This is a genomic window from Alkaliphilus peptidifermentans DSM 18978, from assembly GCF_900101495.1.
Taxonomy (GTDB): domain Bacteria; phylum Bacillota; class Clostridia; order Peptostreptococcales; family Natronincolaceae; genus Alkaliphilus_C; species Alkaliphilus_C peptidifermentans.
In genome coordinates this window covers 1-16,645 of the sequence record NZ_FMUS01000026.1, presented here as the reverse complement: position 1 = coordinate 16,645, position 16,645 = coordinate 1, and the positions used below count along the sequence as shown (strand labels likewise).

18 protein-coding genes are annotated in these 16,645 nt (G+C 32.5%); 2 read left to right on the top strand and 16 right to left on the bottom strand.

Annotated elements, in window-relative coordinates; all coding sequences use genetic code 11:
- The first annotated feature begins 108 nt into the window (after positions 1-108).
- Entirely contained in the window at positions 109-828 is a 720-nt protein-coding gene (locus BLP68_RS16340) for a DUF881 domain-containing protein (protein ID WP_091545833.1), read from the top strand.
- 119 nt (positions 829-947) lie between these two features.
- Here BLP68_RS16340 and sigK read toward each other — a convergent pair whose 3' ends face one another.
- The 11 genes from sigK to sfsA form a co-directional block, all read right to left on the bottom strand.
- On the bottom strand, positions 948-1,658 hold the full coding sequence (gene sigK / locus BLP68_RS16335; RefSeq protein WP_091545831.1) for an RNA polymerase sporulation sigma factor SigK: 711 nt from the start codon (positions 1,656-1,658) through the stop codon (positions 948-950).
- A 141-nt stretch (positions 1,659-1,799) separates the two neighbouring features.
- On the bottom strand, positions 1,800-3,485 hold the full coding sequence (locus BLP68_RS16330) for a peptidoglycan D,D-transpeptidase FtsI family protein (protein ID WP_091545830.1): 1,686 nt from the start codon (positions 3,483-3,485) through the stop codon (positions 1,800-1,802).
- Positions 3,486-3,549: 64 nt separating this feature from the next.
- Positions 3,550-4,182, bottom strand: coding sequence for a uridine kinase (gene udk, locus BLP68_RS16325; RefSeq protein ID WP_091545828.1), 633 nt, complete (start codon positions 4,180-4,182; stop codon positions 3,550-3,552).
- A gap of 28 nt (positions 4,183-4,210) precedes the next feature.
- Positions 4,211-5,440, bottom strand: coding sequence for a peptidase U32 family protein (locus BLP68_RS16320; RefSeq protein WP_091545827.1), 1,230 nt, complete (start codon positions 5,438-5,440; stop codon positions 4,211-4,213).
- A 1-nt stretch (position 5,441) separates the two neighbouring features.
- On the bottom strand, positions 5,442-6,098 hold the full coding sequence (locus tag BLP68_RS16315; RefSeq protein WP_242877010.1) for an O-methyltransferase: 657 nt from the start codon (positions 6,096-6,098) through the stop codon (positions 5,442-5,444).
- 387 nt (positions 6,099-6,485) lie between these two features.
- Complete coding sequence (locus BLP68_RS16310; RefSeq protein WP_091545825.1) at positions 6,486-6,833, bottom strand: YlbF/YmcA family competence regulator; 348 nt, start codon at positions 6,831-6,833, stop codon at positions 6,486-6,488.
- Between the two features lie 230 nt (positions 6,834-7,063).
- Complete coding sequence (locus tag BLP68_RS16305; protein WP_091545824.1) at positions 7,064-7,669, bottom strand: LysO family transporter; 606 nt, start codon at positions 7,667-7,669, stop codon at positions 7,064-7,066.
- Positions 7,659-7,958, bottom strand: coding sequence for a LysO family transporter (locus BLP68_RS16300; protein ID WP_091545822.1), 300 nt, complete (start codon positions 7,956-7,958; stop codon positions 7,659-7,661). The genes BLP68_RS16305 and BLP68_RS16300 overlap by 11 nt, the downstream gene beginning before the upstream one ends.
- A 104-nt stretch (positions 7,959-8,062) precedes the next feature.
- Complete coding sequence (locus BLP68_RS16295) at positions 8,063-9,727, bottom strand: ribonuclease J (protein WP_091545820.1); 1,665 nt, start codon at positions 9,725-9,727, stop codon at positions 8,063-8,065.
- Between the two features lie 380 nt (positions 9,728-10,107).
- The gene (locus BLP68_RS16290) at positions 10,108-10,542 is read right to left on the bottom strand and encodes a Fur family transcriptional regulator (RefSeq protein ID WP_091545818.1); all 435 of its coding nucleotides are present in this window, start codon (positions 10,540-10,542) and stop codon (positions 10,108-10,110) included.
- 255 nt (positions 10,543-10,797) lie between these two features.
- Positions 10,798-11,496: a DNA/RNA nuclease SfsA gene (gene sfsA / locus BLP68_RS16285; protein ID WP_091545816.1), complete on the bottom strand. Its 699-nt coding sequence runs from the start codon at positions 11,494-11,496 to the stop codon at positions 10,798-10,800.
- Positions 11,497-11,567: 71 nt separating this feature from the next.
- Between sfsA and BLP68_RS16280 the strand changes: the two genes are divergently transcribed.
- Positions 11,568-12,020, top strand: a complete 453-nt coding sequence (locus tag BLP68_RS16280) for a hypothetical protein (protein ID WP_091545815.1) — start codon at positions 11,568-11,570, stop codon at positions 12,018-12,020.
- A gap of 54 nt (positions 12,021-12,074) precedes the next feature.
- Here the strand turns inward: BLP68_RS16280 and BLP68_RS16275 are convergent, their stop codons facing one another.
- The 5 genes from BLP68_RS16275 to BLP68_RS16255 form a co-directional block, all read right to left on the bottom strand.
- Positions 12,075-12,347, bottom strand: a complete 273-nt coding sequence (locus BLP68_RS16275) for a DUF1292 domain-containing protein (protein WP_091545813.1) — start codon at positions 12,345-12,347, stop codon at positions 12,075-12,077.
- A gap of 82 nt (positions 12,348-12,429) precedes the next feature.
- On the bottom strand, positions 12,430-12,846 hold the full coding sequence (gene ruvX / locus BLP68_RS16270) for a Holliday junction resolvase RuvX (protein ID WP_091545811.1): 417 nt from the start codon (positions 12,844-12,846) through the stop codon (positions 12,430-12,432).
- 11 nt (positions 12,847-12,857) lie between these two features.
- Positions 12,858-13,805, bottom strand: coding sequence for an aldo/keto reductase (locus BLP68_RS16265; protein WP_091545809.1), 948 nt, complete (start codon positions 13,803-13,805; stop codon positions 12,858-12,860).
- Positions 13,806-13,863: 58 nt separating this feature from the next.
- Positions 13,864-16,053 carry a hypothetical protein gene (locus tag BLP68_RS16260; RefSeq protein WP_091545808.1) on the bottom strand — a complete coding sequence of 730 codons (2,190 nt, stop codon included), beginning with the start codon at positions 16,051-16,053 and terminating at the stop codon, positions 13,864-13,866.
- A gap of 14 nt (positions 16,054-16,067) precedes the next feature.
- Positions 16,068-16,322, bottom strand: coding sequence for an IreB family regulatory phosphoprotein (locus tag BLP68_RS16255; protein WP_091545806.1), 255 nt, complete (start codon positions 16,320-16,322; stop codon positions 16,068-16,070).
- Positions 16,323-16,645 lie beyond the last annotated feature (323 nt).

Below are 16,645 nucleotides of genomic sequence, written 5' to 3'. Positions count from 1 at the left end.
TTATTGTTTTTTATTATGTTGTGGAGTTTAGCTTTTATTTTATAATTATCATCCATCTAAAATATAGTACACGCTAGTTTAATATATAGATTAATCGGAGGCATTAAAATGAAAATCCAACAAAAAAACATAGTTATGGGGGCATTACTCTTAATTCTTGGACTTATTATTGCGATGCAGTTTCAAACTGTAAGAAGTACTACAGGTGAAGGGCTATTATCAACACAAAAAGCCCAACAGATGATGAAACAGCTAGAATACTTACGTGCTGAAAGCCAATCCCTTAAAGAGGAGATAAGGATTCTAGAAAATGAAATTTTATCCTATGAGTTATCAGAGGCTAGCGAAAGTTACCTAATTAAGAATTTACAGGAAGAACTTAAAAAATATCAATCAATAGCAGGAATGCGCTCATTAGAAGGTCCTGGAATTGTAGTTAGTATTTCTGATCCTCAAAACGAACCTATTTATTATGGACACTATGATAGCTATTTATATTTAATTGATATAATTAATATATTAAACGGTGCTGGTGCAGATGCAATTACTATTAATGATCAAAGAGTTCTTGCCACTACTGAGATACTTCCTACTTCCAGAAACATAATTATTAATTCAGTACCGGTGACACCACCAATTCATGTTGCTGCAATTGGAGATGCTAAAGCACTTGAAACTGCCCTTAATATCGATTATGGAGTTTTGCATGAGATTGATAAAAATACAAATCTTCAGGTAAATATTAAGCGAGAAGCAAATATTATAGTACCAAGATATAATAAGGTTCAAGGCTTCGAGTATGCTAAGCCGGTAGAAGCAAGTAATTAATAAAATTACAAAAATCCCAATATAATGACGCATTATTAGCGCAATTATATTGGGATTTTATATTATTACATATAGTTTTTTAATATATAACCTCGGTATTTTAAAAAAACACTCTACTTTTAGCTTTCATCATTATTCTGAAAAGATTTAAAGAGTTTTTTAACTGCTCTTTTTTCAATTCTTGAAACATAGGATCTCGATATTCCTAACATCTTTGCAATTTCCCTTTGAGTCATGCTACCACCACAGCTTATGCCATATCGTAGCTCTAAAACTATTCGCTCTCTTTTCTTCAATACTGAAGACATTTTTTTGTATAGCTTTTTAATCTGCATCTTAAGTTCAACCTCTTCAAGTACCTTGTCTGGTTCCGTTCCCAATAGATCCAGGAGACTTATCTCATTACCTTCCTTATCCATGCCTATTGGCTCCTGCAAAGATACTTCGGTTTTTAGCTTTTTATTGGAACGAATAGTCATTAATATTTCATTTTCGATACATCTTGCTGCATATGTTGCTAGTCTTGTTCCCTTACTTCTATCAAACGTTGTAATACCCTTTATTAATCCAATAGTTCCTATGGAAATTAAATCATCACTGTCACAGCCTATATTACTATATTTTTTAACTATATGTGCAACTAATCTTAAATTTCTTTCAACTAGTATATTCCTCGCCTCTTCATCTCCCTCTTCGAATCTTGCTAAATACTCTGTCTCTTCCTCCGGACTCAAAGGCTGAGGGAAGGACGTACTGCTGGAGATGTAAGAAACTGAAAGCATAAAAGGCTTTGCAATCAAAGGAAATATTCCTGATAAAACTGCCCACATGTAGATCAGCTCCTTCCTAAAAACCTAATAATAGGTCACTCTTAATAATATGTGGAAGAATCTACATATGTGCATGTACTTATATAAATTACCTTTGTCTGCCTTGGTCTATTTTTAATTGAAATTTAATAAAGGAGAACCTTAATATGGTTCTCCTTTATTAATGATCTCCTCAATAATATCTCTAAAAATAGGTACTGCAGCCTGACTTCCAAAGCCACCATTTTGAATAAATATTGTAATTGCATATTTAGGTTCATCATAAGGATAATAACCTGTAAACCATCCATGAAGAGTTGCTACTCCCCTGTCGGTGGACTGAGCAGAGCCAGTTTTACCTGCTGTTAAGGGAGCCAATCCTCCGACTAGTTTTCCAGTTCCATCCATCATTACTTTATTCATAAGAGTTTGAAGCTCATATGCAATTTCTTCTGATATAATTACCTCCTCTTTAATTTCCTTAAATGTCTCTATTGTTCCGTAATTATCATCAACTATTGCTTTTATTAAGCTAAGATCTTTCTTAATACCATTATTGGCTATTATTTGTGTGAGTTGATTTATCTGTAGGGGTGTAACCTCTATTTCGCCTTGTCCTATCGAAATATTACCTATGGAGGGCCCTAGTAAGCTGTCACCTTGTGGAAGATTTCCTGATTCTTCCTCTAATACTCCTATATCTATTTTTTTTCCCAATCCAAATCTTTCTGCCATTTTTATAATATTCTTTGCTCCTATTTTTTGTCCAATTTGTATAAAAGTAGAATTACAGGATTCAGCAAAGGAATCTCTAAAAGTTATATCTCCGTGTCCTCCTCTATTATGGGAGCTGCATCGTATTTGTGTGTTTCCAATAATCTCTACGCCACTACAGAAAAAGCTTTCATCAATATCTATTAAACCTTTTTCTAATCCCTCTGCCGTAACAATCAATTTAAAAATTGAACCAGGTGGGAAAGTCATTTGAATTGCTTTGTTGAAGAGCTCATCTCCACTACTATTTAAATGGTAGTTAATATTGTTAGGAGCAAAGTTTGGCCTGCTGGCCAAGGTTAATACTTCACCTGTTTTGATATCACTTATTACAACTGCACCATTACTGTTATACTTGTCTAAAATCTCTTCTACTAGTTTTTGAAAATGAAAGTCAATAGTTAATTGTACATGGGTACTTTCTTTGGTGGAGGTATTAAAGTAATAACCTTCACCTGGCAAAAACCTTTTCCTCCCATCAACAACAGCTGCTAATGATTTTTCATCTGAGTTTGATAAAATACTATTAAATGATTTTTCCAAGCCTGACATTCCTTTTTTATCAGTACTATTGATATATCCTATGATATGTGCTAGCAACGGATTGTCGTCGTATCTAGATCTTCTATTTACAATAAATAACCCTCTTGTTCTTATTATTTCTTCTGCTTTCCAATTAATATCAACTTCAACATCAAACTCCAGGGGAGCCTGAGTTGACTTAATTCGCTTCTCTAAATTTGAAGAAGGAATATTAGTAATTGACTCTAGAAGGCTTAAATTTTCTTCGTTTTGGATGAATAGCTGTGGGAATAGTATAATTACAACGTCTTCTGTTCTATCTGTTAAAGGAATAAAATTACGGTCAAAAAAATAACCCCTACCACTGTTTAATGGAATAGTTAGACTTCGTTGCTTGTTGACCTCTGTTGTATAAAGATCATGTTTGACAATCTGAAGATAAAATAATCTTATACCCAGAGCTATAATAAATATGGTAGATATAACACCTAAAAATAAAAGTCTTTTTGTTATTATGTTTTTATTTAATTTTTCATCTGGGTTTTTAAGCATAAAAATCCCCCTATCTTTTTTATATTATTATCAAATGATAGGGGATTTAAACATCTGTTACCCTCTAAACAATACTTCTTTCAGAAATTATTGATTTAATTTTCGCCACCATTATATCAATTGCCACTTGATTATTTCCGCCTTCAGGTATAATTATATCTGCATACTTTTTATTAGGTTCTACAAACTGTAGGTGGGCTGGTCTTACAGTGGTTAGGTATTGGTTTATTACAGAATCAAGAGTTCTTCCTCTTGAATTTATATCTCTTACAATTCTTCTAATAATTCTTACATCTGCATCTGTATCTACGAATATTTTAATATCCATCATTTCTCTCAAAACTGGAACATCAAGCAGCATAATACCCTCAAGTATAATAATATCTTTAGGGCGAATTAGCTCTGTTTCTTTTTTTCTATTATGCTTTTCAAAATCATAAATAGGTTTTTCTATAGGTTTGTTAGATAATAGAGATTTCATATGTTCAACTAATAGCTCTGTATCAAATGCAAATGGATGGTCATAATTAGTTTTTGTTCTTTCTTCAAAGCTTAAGTTACTTTGATCTTTATAATAAGAATCCTGTTCAATAATTAATATATTCTTTTGGGACAAGCTTTCAAAAATTGCTTTTGCGACAGTACTCTTACCCGATCCTGTCCCCCCAGTTATTCCAATTAGAATCGGCCTTTTCAATATAAGTCATTCCTCTCTTATATAGTTTTTATTCAACTCTTTCTTTTCTAAGCAAATCATAAGGCTCTACTTCGCAGTTAATTTTCATTTTTACTATCTGCTTAGGGTGGGGTGCTACTTCAATTGAATTGCCGTCTTCATCCCACATGTCCTCAATTGTTGTATGTATGATTTCTTCCCTTGGTGTAAGAATTTCTATTTTGTCTCCTTTATAGAAGCGATTTCTTTGCTCAACAACAGTAATTCCATCACCCTTGTCTCCCTCCAAAACCATACCTATAAACTCATAATTTCTTACGTATGAATGTTCCGTATAGAGATGCTCGTCCTTACCAGGCTTATCAAAATAAAAGCCTGTAGTAAATTCTCTGTGGCTTGCTTTCTGTAGCTCTTCATATAATTCAGGAGGGCAAGTCCAATTCTCTGGGTTCTTTAGATAGCTATCTATTGCTTTTCTATAGGCTCTTACTACAGTAGCAACATAATAGGTTGTTTTCATTCTACCTTCTATTTTAAGACTATAAACACCAGCCTGAATAACCTTATCTACATGATGGATCATACATAAATCCTTTGCATTCATGAAGTAGGTACCTCTTTCATCTTCATAAACTGGCATATATTCACCTGGACGTTTTTCTTCAACCAATGCATATTTCCATCGACATGGTTGTGCGCATTCCCCTTTATTAGCATCTCTATTTGCCATATAATTACTTAGCAAACATCTACCTGAATAAGAAATACACATAGCTCCATGTACAAAGCCCTCAAGGTCTAGATCTGAAGGTATATTATCACGAATTTCTTTTATCTCATTAACAGACAACTCTCTCGCTAGTACCACTCGTTTAGCACCTAGCTGATGCCAAAATTGAAAGGTTTTATAATTTACATTATTAGCCTGCGTACTTATATGAATTTCCATCTCTGGTACAGCTTCTCTTACCATAGAAAATGTACCTGGATCAGACACTATGATGGCATCAACTCCTATACTGTACAATTGTTTAAGATAATCAGGCAGTTCATGTAGATCCTCATTGTGAGGTATAATATTGGCCGTTACAAAAATTTGAACTCCTCTTTTATGTGCAAATTCCACTCCTTCTGCCAGTTCCTCTATGGTGAAGTTTTTTGCCGCAGCCCTAAGTCCAAATATTTGACCACCTACATACACAGCATCGGCGCCATAAAGAATTGCAATTTTTAGACGTTCTAAATCACCTGCTGGTGCTAAAAGTTCAACTTTTCTCATATTAGATCCTCCTACTTTTATAGCTAATGGCCAGACCGTCACCAATTGGGATAATACTAGTATCTAATTCTGAATGATTACAAATCGTTTCTAAATATGCTCTCATTCTATTTGTTATTGTTCTTTTTCTTCTAATAGCGTACATATCAGTTGCTATCATTCCCTTAAATAGAATATTATCTGAGATTAATAGTCCACCGGGCTTCAGTAGATGTAAACAGTCATTTAAAAATTCATTATACTGCCCCTTTGCTCCGTCCAAAAATATTAGATCATATTCATTGTCAAGAAATTTAAGAACGTCCTGTGCATCACCTTGTATTAGCCTTACTCTATCCTCCATACCTGATTTTAAAATGTTTTTTTTTGCTTCTAACACCATTGAATCGTTACGTTCTATTGTTGTTATATGTCCACCATTTAATTTCATAGCATCACATAGTAATAATGTAGAGTATGCAATTGCCGTTCCTACCTCTAATACTCTTTTTGCATTAATAGATTTTGCTAAAACCTGCAATAGTGCAGCTACCTCTTTATGAACAATTGGAACCTTAAATTCTTCAGCATATTCTTCCATTTCCTTAAAAATTCCTTTTTGCTCTGGTAGTACTTCTCTTATATATTTTTCTACATATTTGTCAGTAATATTACCCAATTAAAACATCTCCTAACTTAACCTAAGGCAATAATTGTATGGTAATTGTATGCTAATACTTCCAATACATCAATAAAACGTGGACTATCCATCCCACGTATCATTATAAACGATTCATTTCCTGTTATATTACAGTTTCTCCACAATTTTAATGTAATACATAGGAAAATTTTAACTATTCTAATTGTCAAAAAAAATATTTATATATGTATTTCAACAAATTTCATAAATTCTTCCGAATATTATTATATTATTATCATTATAAAAACACAAGGTTTCACAAATAAAAAAAGCAGCTAAGAGCTGCTTTCAAAATAAAAGTATATAACAAATCTTTATTTTTAGGTATTAAAAACAACAAGATTTGTCACTAAAATTAAACATAATCTAATCTTGTCCAAAGCTAAAATCAAGATCTAACGCTTCACCAAGTATTTTATAGATATCTGACATCATTTGAGTTAGTCTAAACTCCGAATGCATAAAATCACTAATAATTTGATCCTTCATTAACATGTTGTGGAGTTCCTGTAGCTTTTCTATCTTATCCTCCTCAACTTTTTGACCCATCATTTGTGCGCTTTGAATTTCAAATTGACGTTTTCTAAAATCATCCATTGCCTTCTTTACTTCAGGATGACCATTTAATTTCATCTCCAATTGTTTATATGTTTTGTATTCTTCACTATTTTTTAAGGCATGTGCCAATTGGTGTGCATAGTCATATGCGTTCATGATACTTCCCCCTTTTATAATTACATAGCTGCTTCACTGCAGCTAATATACTGGAAATTCCATGCATACTTCAGCACAAATTACCAGAACTAGTTGGAATTTGATATAAATAAATCTATAAAAAACTTTATATATTTATATTCTATATCAATATTGATAGAACATCAATCAGAAAGAGCTGGTAAGATTCTACTACTATTTATTCATAGTTTCAATCTTATATGATAAAGTTAGTATAAAAAATTAAGCTTCATCATTAAGGGCACTAGTATTGGTACTAATGATGATAATACAACTCCCGTAATAAAGGAAATAACTGCAATACCCCCATCTGTAGATTTTGAAATAATTGGTAAGGTTGTATCCATAGCCGTTGCCCCTGCTGGAGCTATGCATTCCAGCTTTCCAAAATATTTTGCAATACTAGGTATAGTAATAAGTGCAATTACCTCCCTCGATACATTAGTAGCAAAAGCAAGGGTACCTAATTGAGCACTATGCTTAGAAAGCTCAATGGCTGAAAGGGAATACCAACCAAAGCCTGCACCTATGGCTCCTGCCTCATTAATTGGCATTTTTAATAATACTCCCCCTATCATTGCACCCATAATGCTACCAAAGGCAATCATAATAGGTACTAATAGTATTTTAAAACCCATATCTTTAATTTTAATCAATATGTCTTTTTGTTTACCAATATCAATTCCTACAAAAAATAAAAGAAGACATAAGCCAAAGTCTATTAACAATCCAATATGTGATACTAAATACTCTGGAAAAAGAAAAAACCCTGTAAATATACCTAGAAAGACAGCTGCCAAAATTTTAAATGTCATTTTCAGTCTTCACCTTCTCTCTAAGAACTTTACTCGATATTATTCTTACGCCTATAATACTAAATATTATGGAAAATACGGCTAAAAAAATACTTTGTAGGCCAATTGTACCCAATGAATATATAATGTCTTTATCTAAACCAATTTTTACACCCATGACAAATAGTAAAAATAATAAAGCAAAGGTTTGTATGGTTCCAACATTATTCATAATTTTTGCCTTCAAAAGGTTTTTAGATCCTATAAATGCACCTAGCAATAGTATTAATAAATATAATAGTATATTCAAACTAATCCCCTCCAAGGTATATTATACATAATATAAAAAATGAAGTCATCCTTTTATGACTTCATTTTTTATATTTAACTAACTCTTCACTTTTTCATGTTTTACTAGGCTTCCATTATTACTGGTAAAATCATCGGTCGTCTTTTAGTCTTCTCATATAAGAAATCCTTTAATGCATCACGTATTGAACTCTTTAAAACGGACCATTCTCTAACATTTTGCTGTCCACAGCTATCCAATGCATTTCTTACTACATCCTTTGCCTCAACCATAAGATCCTCAGATTCTCTTACATACACAAATCCTCGTGAAATTATATCAGGTCCTGCTATAATTTTCCCTGTTTCTCGAGAAATTGTTACAACTATAACCATTAATCCATCTTCAGCCAAATGCTTTCTATCCCTTAAAACTATGTTACCAACATCACCTACACCAAGACCATCAACAAGAATTCTACCAGAAGGAACACTTCCGCTAACCTTGCCATAATCTTTAGTAAGTTCAACTATGGTTCCATTTTGTATAGTAAATATATTTTCTTTTGGCATACCCAGTTCTTCAGCCAATTGTGCGTGTCTTTTTAGGTGCTTAAATTCTCCATGAACCGGTATAAAATATTTAGGTTTTACAAGGCGATGCATAAGCTTAAGCTCTTCCTGGCAAGCATGTCCTGATACGTGAACATCAGCTAAGCTTTCATAGATTACTTCAGCACCTTTTTCAAATAATTGATTAATTACTCTGCTAACAAGCTTTTCATTTCCAGGAATAGGAGTTGAAGAAAATACCACTAAATCTCCTTGACGAATTTCAACCTTTCGATGATCAGAGCTTGCCATTCTTGATAGTGCAGCCATTGGTTCTCCTTGACTACCTGTAGTAATAATCACGATTCTTTCATCTTCGTATTGATCCATTTGGTCTATGTCTATTATTATATCATCAGGTACATTTAATGCACCCAGTTCATTGGCAACATTTACAACGTTAATCATACTTCTACCAGATACAACAATTTTACGGTTATATTTGTGGGCGGCTTCCATAACCTGTTGTATTCTATGAACGTTTGAAGCAAATGTAGCAACTATAATTCTCTTTTTAGTATTTCTAAAAATGTTCTCAAAGGTAACACCTACACTTTTCTCAGACATTGTTGAACCACGTCTTTCAGCATTTGTGCTATCTGCCATCATTAGAAGTACACCTTTTTGTCCAATTTCAGCAAATTTATGAAGATCTATCATTTCACCATCAATTGGAGTATAGTCAATTTTGAAATCACCTGTATGAAGGATTGTTCCAACCGGAGTCTGAATAGCTAAAGCACACGCATCAGGTATACTATGATTTGTATGAATGAATTCAATACTAAACACACCAAGCTTTATAATGTCTCCAGGTTTAATCCTTTCCAGATGCAAATTATTCATCTTGTGTTCCTTTAGCTTATTTTCCACTAATCCTAATGTTAATCTACTTCCGTATACAGGAACATTGATCTTCTTTAACACATAGGGTAATGCGCCTATATGATCTTCATGCCCATGGGTAAGAACAATACCTTTAATCTTTTCCTTATTTTTAATCAAATAAGTAATATCAGGTATTACAATATCTATCCCCAGCATCTCATCCTCAGGAAAGCTTAATCCACAGTCAAGCACTAATATTTCATCCTTATATTCAAAGGCAGTCATATTTTTACCTACCTCATTTAAGCCTCCAAGAGGTATTATCTTTAATTTTGTTGGTTTTCTCCCCAAATTACTTCACTCCTTATTTATTTAATTCCGCCCAATATATCTAAAAATCATTATCTAATGATCTTCCGAACAACTTACACCTAGATATTCTACCATAATTATGAATAATATAATAATAACAAATTTGTAAATGTAAATTAATTTTTATTGCTTTCATATTTACAGTTTTTATTATATTGCTTAAGTTGTATAATATCTATTTTCAACGATTAAACATAATTTCATCATAATCTATATTTTTTTTCTTATTTATATTTTGTCCCAAAGTAAAATTTTTAAAAGCATATAAAGAATTTTTGCTCTTTAATAAAATTCACTGGGTTTATATTCAATTTAAAATACATTAAAAAAGTCTTGCAAGAAACCACAAGACTGGTAATTTAGGAACACTCTGAACAAATCCCGAAAAACTTAACTTTATGATCTTTTATCTTAAATTGATATACATTCTCTATTTCTTGCTCCAGTTGGTCCAATAAATCGATCTCGACTTCTATTACATTACCACAGCTTTGACAAATAAGATGATGATGCTGATGGTCATCTTCATGATTATTAAATTCATATCTGCTGCAACCGTCATCTAAATTTAGTTTTGATACTAACTCCATTTCCTCAAGAAGCTGTAAAGTTCTATATACAGTGGCTAACCCAATTTCAGGACATTTTTCCTTAACTAACCCATAGATTTCTTCAGTATTTAAGTGCTTACCTTGATTTCCAAAAATAACATCTAAAGTAGCTCTTCTTTGTGGAGTAAGCTTGAATCCCTTTTCCTTCAATCTCTCCTTAAGTACATCCATTAGGTTATCCATAAAATTACCTCGCTTCTCAAGTAATAACACTTTTCAAGTAATAGTATACACTTTTAACGATATTTTGTCAATGATTTCCTATAATTTTTGATTATATAATGAACTCTTAATTCTCAATTCTTAACTCTCAACTCTTAATTCACAATTTTCCATTTTCAATTTTCAATTGCTATTTTTATTTTTATTTTTATTTTTATCACCATTCACCATTTAACATTCAACATTTATCATTAATGTTTTTATTTAATCTTTTACTCACATCTCTATTTCCAGCTGTTTCATCAATTCTATATAATTTGGAGCCACCTTACAATTATACGCATAAAATTCAATACCTCTTTCCATCCCCATTACCACTGCATTATAAAATGACTTATCCATTTCTACATTGGGTGTAAATTTATTACAATCCTCTCTTTGCACTATAAAAAAAACTGCACCTCTTATTCCTTGATTTTTTGCTTCAATTAGCTCCAAAACATGCCTCGTTCCTCTTTCAGTTGGTGCATCTGGAAATGTGGCCAAATAATTATCCTTAACCAAGGTAACACACTTAGCTTCAATCAAGGCATTTTGACTAGTATTATTTAGAGAAAAATCAAATTTACTTTTACCAAAGGATACTTCTCTTTTAACTTGATTATACTGGTTAAAGCCTTCTATTTCTCGATTCTTAAAGGCCTTATCAAGCAAGCTATTGGGAAGCTTTGAATCAATTGCAACAAGTAAATCCTCTTTATAGACCATTAGAAGATCTAAGGTTGTTTTTCTCTTAGGATCATTTACTCTTCTTAATATTATCCTTGCACCAGGGACAAGTAGCTCCTTCATTCTACCTGTATTTGGAACATGACTTATTTCTTTTCGTCCATCGATACACACCTCTGCTATAAATCTATTAATTCGATTAACAAAAAAACCATTTATTAATTCTCCTTCAACAAAAATTTTCATAATTTTCACCTACTTATGTTATACTAAAATAAAAGTTATCCTTTATATAACAAAGGATGAGGGGGGTTGTAATGAAAACAAGTAAAGAGCTTTTATTTCATACTATTCATGGTTTATTCTTAGGTTTTATTTTGGGTTTGACATTTTCAATACTAGCTAATGAACTATACCCTGATATCGAAGCCTTCTTTAACCCTGCCTATATATTTCCTGTACTTTCAGTATTAGGTGCTGTTTTAGGTTTTATTAGAGGATATCATGATGGAGCTAGGTTTTTGTCCTTTGTTTTTTCTACCGCTTCAGTAATAATAATTCCTATTGTACTGGCTTCTTTATTATTATACCTAATTGGGCTAGATCGATTAATACTTTTACCACCAATAATATTTAAAACAGGAATTGGACTTCCTATGCTAGAAACACAGATAGCAACATACTTTTTTAGCTTTATACTTACAATTACTTTTGTAATAGCATTTATTTCTAGCCTAACTATTAATAAAAAGAAAAGATGGACTTGGTAAAAGTCCATCTTAGACTGTTGAAAAACTCACATCTTTATTTATGTGGGTTTTGTTTTACTCTTCTTCTTCCTCGTCTTCGTTCATAATAGCATCATAAGCAGCAATTACATTATCATATTCTTCATCATCTTCTATAGCAACTAAAGTGTATTCTTCGTTTTCTTCATTTACTATTCTAAATATATATGCCTCTTCCTCTTCATTTGATTCAAGTGCCATTAATATTGCATATTCCTTATCCTCTACCTCTAGAGTCATTACTACCTCAAAATCCTCTTCATTTCCTTCTTCATCAACCAAAGATATAATATTTTCTCTTTCTTCCATTTTTCTAATCTCCTTTCATTATGGTCTTTGCCACATATGTATTATATACTAAATATGTTTAAAAAAATACATGTTACTGTAATTATTTGCTTCTACCGTCAAGATATCCCTGTAAAATGTAAACTGCTGCCATTTTATCAATTACTTCTTTTCTTTTTTTTCTACTTACATCAGCTTTAATTAAATCTCTTTCAGCCGCAACAGTAGACAGTCTTTCATCCCATAAGGCTACCTCAAGGTTAAATCGTTTCTTAAGTCTTTCAACAAATTCTAAAACCTTTTCGCTTTGGGGTCCAAGGCTTCCATTCATATTTTTAGGCAAGCCCACCACAATCATCTCTATTTCATACCCTTTAATAATTTCTTCTAAACGCTGCAAATCCTTTTTAATGCCGATTCGTTGAATAGTTTCAATTCCCTGTGCAGTCCACCCTAAAGGATCGCTGGCAGCTACTCCTATTGTTTTATCTCCTACATCTAAACCCATTATTCTTGGCATTTGAACTCCTCCTAAACCACCTTTATGCAAAACTGAGGACAATATTTAGAGCAATATCCACATAAAACACATTTATCATGGTCAATTAATAATTTATCATGCTTTATTTTTAATGCATTATGACTGCATGCATGGACACATTTTCCACATTTTTCACACCATTCGGAAATACTAAGCTTTTTATTATCTAATTTTACATTCTTTAAAGCTTCACTACATGTACCATCATTAGCTATGGAAATATTTATATTAATCTCTTCTATTGTTTGCATTCCGATTGCTATTGAATCCAGTGAGGATATATTCAAAACAAAATCGAAGCATTCTTTAAAGCTCCTAAGTAGATTACCCCCGCCCAATGGCTTCATTCCATAAATGCCCTTCCCAGCTTTATGGGCCTTATCTATGGCCAATAGCATGTCTTCAATATTTCCATCCTGTATACCTAAACCAGACATATTTACAATTGGATGAATTACTTCAATTTCGTTTATTGACCCACTAGCCTTTACAGCTGCTATATGATGAGTAGAGATGCCAAATGCTCTTATGTAACCTTTTTCCTTCATCTTAACAAAATATTCTAATGCCTCATTATGGCCACGTATTGTGTTTTCATTTTCCTGCTCATGTAGAAGGAATATATCAATATAGTCAATTTTCATTTCCTTTAATGCCTTTTTAAGGCTTGCTTCTGCAGTTGCTTTGGAGTATGCATAGGATTTTGATGCAATTATTATTTCATCTCTTTTATATCCATTCAATGCCTTTAAAATATGAGGGTATGTTTCATATAACTCAGCTGTATCTATAAAATTAATACCCTTCTCAAAGCTATGCCTAAGTAGCTTACCACCCTCATCGGGGGTCAAATTAGCCTGAAGAGGCCCCATCGTTAAGCTTCCAAAGCATAGCTTAGAAACCTGCAAGCCTGTATTACCAAGCCTTCTCTTTTTCATTTTATCACTCCAATACAAGCTAAGCATTAGTCTGAATTAAGTTAAATAATCCTAGTATTTAATCTTTAACCTCAATGTATATATCATTTATTAGTAGATATAAAATTGTGGTAGTTAAGTAAATGGCTGACATAGCAGCAGTAACTACACCCGAATCATTAACTAAAAAGCCTACTCCACCAGCAATTAATATAGAACTCCATCCAACAGCCAGCTTAGGGTATGTATTAGATATTCTTTTAAATAACCCCGTTGGCTTATAAAATAAAATTCCCAGTATAACAATTGCTATTAATAAAACCCTACTCCAAATTGTAACTCCCATTACCCTTATATTCATTGCAACCTTTCTTGTCAGTATCTGAATAACCACCATAGGCCCACCATTAATTATTTGCTGTATTGCAGAGGCTAAATGGGACTGTTTTTCCAGTAAAAATAGATCTATTAATGCCATTACTGTTACAATAAAAGTAACAATAGCTGCTATTAACACCCATGATTTCAGCTTTACTTTTTTACTATATAGTCTCAAGCTTGCAAACAGAAAAGAAACCGTTGCAGTAATGGTGGCACCAACATTTGCCCCCCAAATGGGAAGTCCAATGGCCATAACCAAAGCTATATATAATATAGGTATAAGTTTAATGTATCTTTTATTGTACTCAATTAAGGCTGTAGAAAAAACAAGACTACTTCCAATTAATATACCTGCATATTCGTTACCTATTCCATAATACCTCGCCCCTATAATTGGGTCATACCCCATTATTGATTGCTTAATCAAATGTTGGCCAGTCAAAATATCCAGCGTCAAAGCCAATAAAATTATACCCGATGACACAACAATAATTTTAATTGGATTTCTATTTAACAAATAATAAGTAGTTATAACTATTAAAGCAGTTATAGTTATTAAAAGAAAATAGATTATAGTTGCTGTTTTATATCCAAATATTGGGATGACTAGAAAGGCTAAAGGAGGTATTATTGTCCCCAACAAAAGAAGAGATATAATATCTCTTAATGATCTATTCAATTTTTTTCTAAAAATAATTGCAAGCAATGCTAATATAGATATCAGCATTTCAAAAACAGCAAAGCTATAAAGGACTCTATACCTCTGTCTTGAAGTGTTGACAATTTGTTTGTTGAGAAGGCTAATATACTCATAAGCTTCATCACGATCTATTAATGCTATATTTCTACCCGTCATATTCCTTGCATTTGCAACATTTAAGTAATTTAAAACAGTTGGTGCTATATCTATATTACCAATTACACCTTCTCTTCTTGTTGTATCAGAGGTTAATAGTCCTCCTTCGGATCCTCCAAAATAAAAAACTACTGGTGTTAACCTAGCACCATATTCTGAAGCTTCTTCAGACGGATATGGTACAACCAGCATTAACATAGTTCTATTGAAATCAATTTTAGATACAAGTACCTTAATAAAACTATTTATTTCACTAAGTATCATTTCCTTATGAGTTTGATATGCAAATGGGGTCAAGTTTCCTTTATATGCTTCTAATCTGTTCATATCTCCAGTTTCTATAACAATAAAGCTGGCTTTATTATTTACTTCATCAAAGGTGAGCAATAATTCTTCATAATCGGTTTTGATCCCAAAGGGACGAGAAATATCTTCTGAAATACTCCTACTACTTATGTCTCCCATGTCGATATATCCATTGCTATCCATTGCTAGATAGCCAGCCACTCTATCCTGTCGGTCATCTGTATCACTATTTCCAATAACAGCAGTATTAAGACCAGCCAGTCGAAGCTGTTCTCCTAACGCTCCTGGTGATGAATTAAATTCACCTCTACGATTAAGTTCAATTAATTTATGAATATTTGTATTTACAATACCAACGCCCGGTACTTCTTTACCAGTTCTTCTTTTATAAATGGAGGCAATTTCTTCATCCACGTTATGAAAAATAGCCGTTTCTAAGGAAGCCTCTGCTCGAGTACCCCACCCTATTGTTGCATATGCCTTCGCTTCACTATTTCTACCAGATACCCGGGTATTCATTAGTCCGACATATCCATTATCCATTATGTGCTGTATTTGTGTCATAGTATATAGCTGTTTTAAATCACAACGATTAACAACAATCATGACCACTTGATTAATTTGATCAACTTGGTCAACTTCCATAATTGGATTATTTACGCTATAGCTAGTGCACATAAACATAGTTAATACTAAGGAAATTAGTGAAATTTTGTAATACTTCAAATGCTATCTCTCTCCTATTGGTTTAGATAAGATCTTAACAATTCCTCTAGCAGCTCATCTCTTTCAATTTTCCTAATGATACTTCTTGCATCATTATGGTTTGTAATATATGTAGGGTCCCCAGATAATATATATCCAATAAACTGGTTAACAGGGTTATACCCCTTCTCTTCAAGAGCTTTATACACTACTGTTATGATCTCTCTTGCCTTTTTTTCTTTTTCTTTATCCAAATTAAATTTCATAGTCAAGTTCATTTTTTCAGTCATTATATTATTCTCCCTTCTTTTTTAGATATTATTATTTTACCATATTATACCCCTATGTCTCAATTTTAATATAATATTAGAGGAGTAGGTTTTCTTGCGCCTCGAATCTGTGGCGTTTTCATCAGTCTGGATATTGTTGACTTTTTCAACAACCTCAGGAGTATGTTTTCACATACTCCTTATTTTTGCTCTATTCTTAACTCTTTAATTCTCAATTCTCAATTCTCAATTCCCGAGTTTTACACCTAATAATTAAATGATAAAACACCAATCCTGGTAATACTAATGTGTACTAGGAATTTTTTATGTCAAATTTTATACTT

Coding starts and splice junctions, on each gene's coding strand:
- BLP68_RS16340 (WP_091545833.1), top strand. CDS start 109: ATGAAAATCCAACAAAAAAACATAGTTATGGGGGCATTACTCTTAATT.
- sigK (WP_091545831.1), bottom strand. CDS start 1,658: ATGTGGGCAGTTTTATCAGGAATATTTCCTTTGATTGCAAAGCCTTTT.
- BLP68_RS16330 (WP_091545830.1), bottom strand. CDS start 3,485: ATGCTTAAAAACCCAGATGAAAAATTAAATAAAAACATAATAACAAAA.
- BLP68_RS16320 (WP_091545827.1), bottom strand. CDS start 5,440: ATGAGAAAAGTTGAACTTTTAGCACCAGCAGGTGATTTAGAACGTCTA.
- BLP68_RS16310 (WP_091545825.1), bottom strand. CDS start 6,833: ATGAACGCATATGACTATGCACACCAATTGGCACATGCCTTAAAAAAT.
- BLP68_RS16305 (WP_091545824.1), bottom strand. CDS start 7,669: ATGACATTTAAAATTTTGGCAGCTGTCTTTCTAGGTATATTTACAGGG.
- BLP68_RS16290 (WP_091545818.1), bottom strand. CDS start 10,542: ATGGATAACCTAATGGATGTACTTAAGGAGAGATTGAAGGAAAAGGGA.
- sfsA (WP_091545816.1), bottom strand. CDS start 11,496: ATGAAAATTTTTGTTGAAGGAGAATTAATAAATGGTTTTTTTGTTAAT.
- BLP68_RS16280 (WP_091545815.1), top strand. CDS start 11,568: ATGAAAACAAGTAAAGAGCTTTTATTTCATACTATTCATGGTTTATTC.
- BLP68_RS16275 (WP_091545813.1), bottom strand. CDS start 12,347: ATGGAAGAAAGAGAAAATATTATATCTTTGGTTGATGAAGAAGGAAAT.
- ruvX (WP_091545811.1), bottom strand. CDS start 12,846: ATGCCAAGAATAATGGGTTTAGATGTAGGAGATAAAACAATAGGAGTA.
- BLP68_RS16265 (WP_091545809.1), bottom strand. CDS start 13,805: ATGAAAAAGAGAAGGCTTGGTAATACAGGCTTGCAGGTTTCTAAGCTA.
- BLP68_RS16255 (WP_091545806.1), bottom strand. CDS start 16,322: ATGACTGAAAAAATGAACTTGACTATGAAATTTAATTTGGATAAAGAA.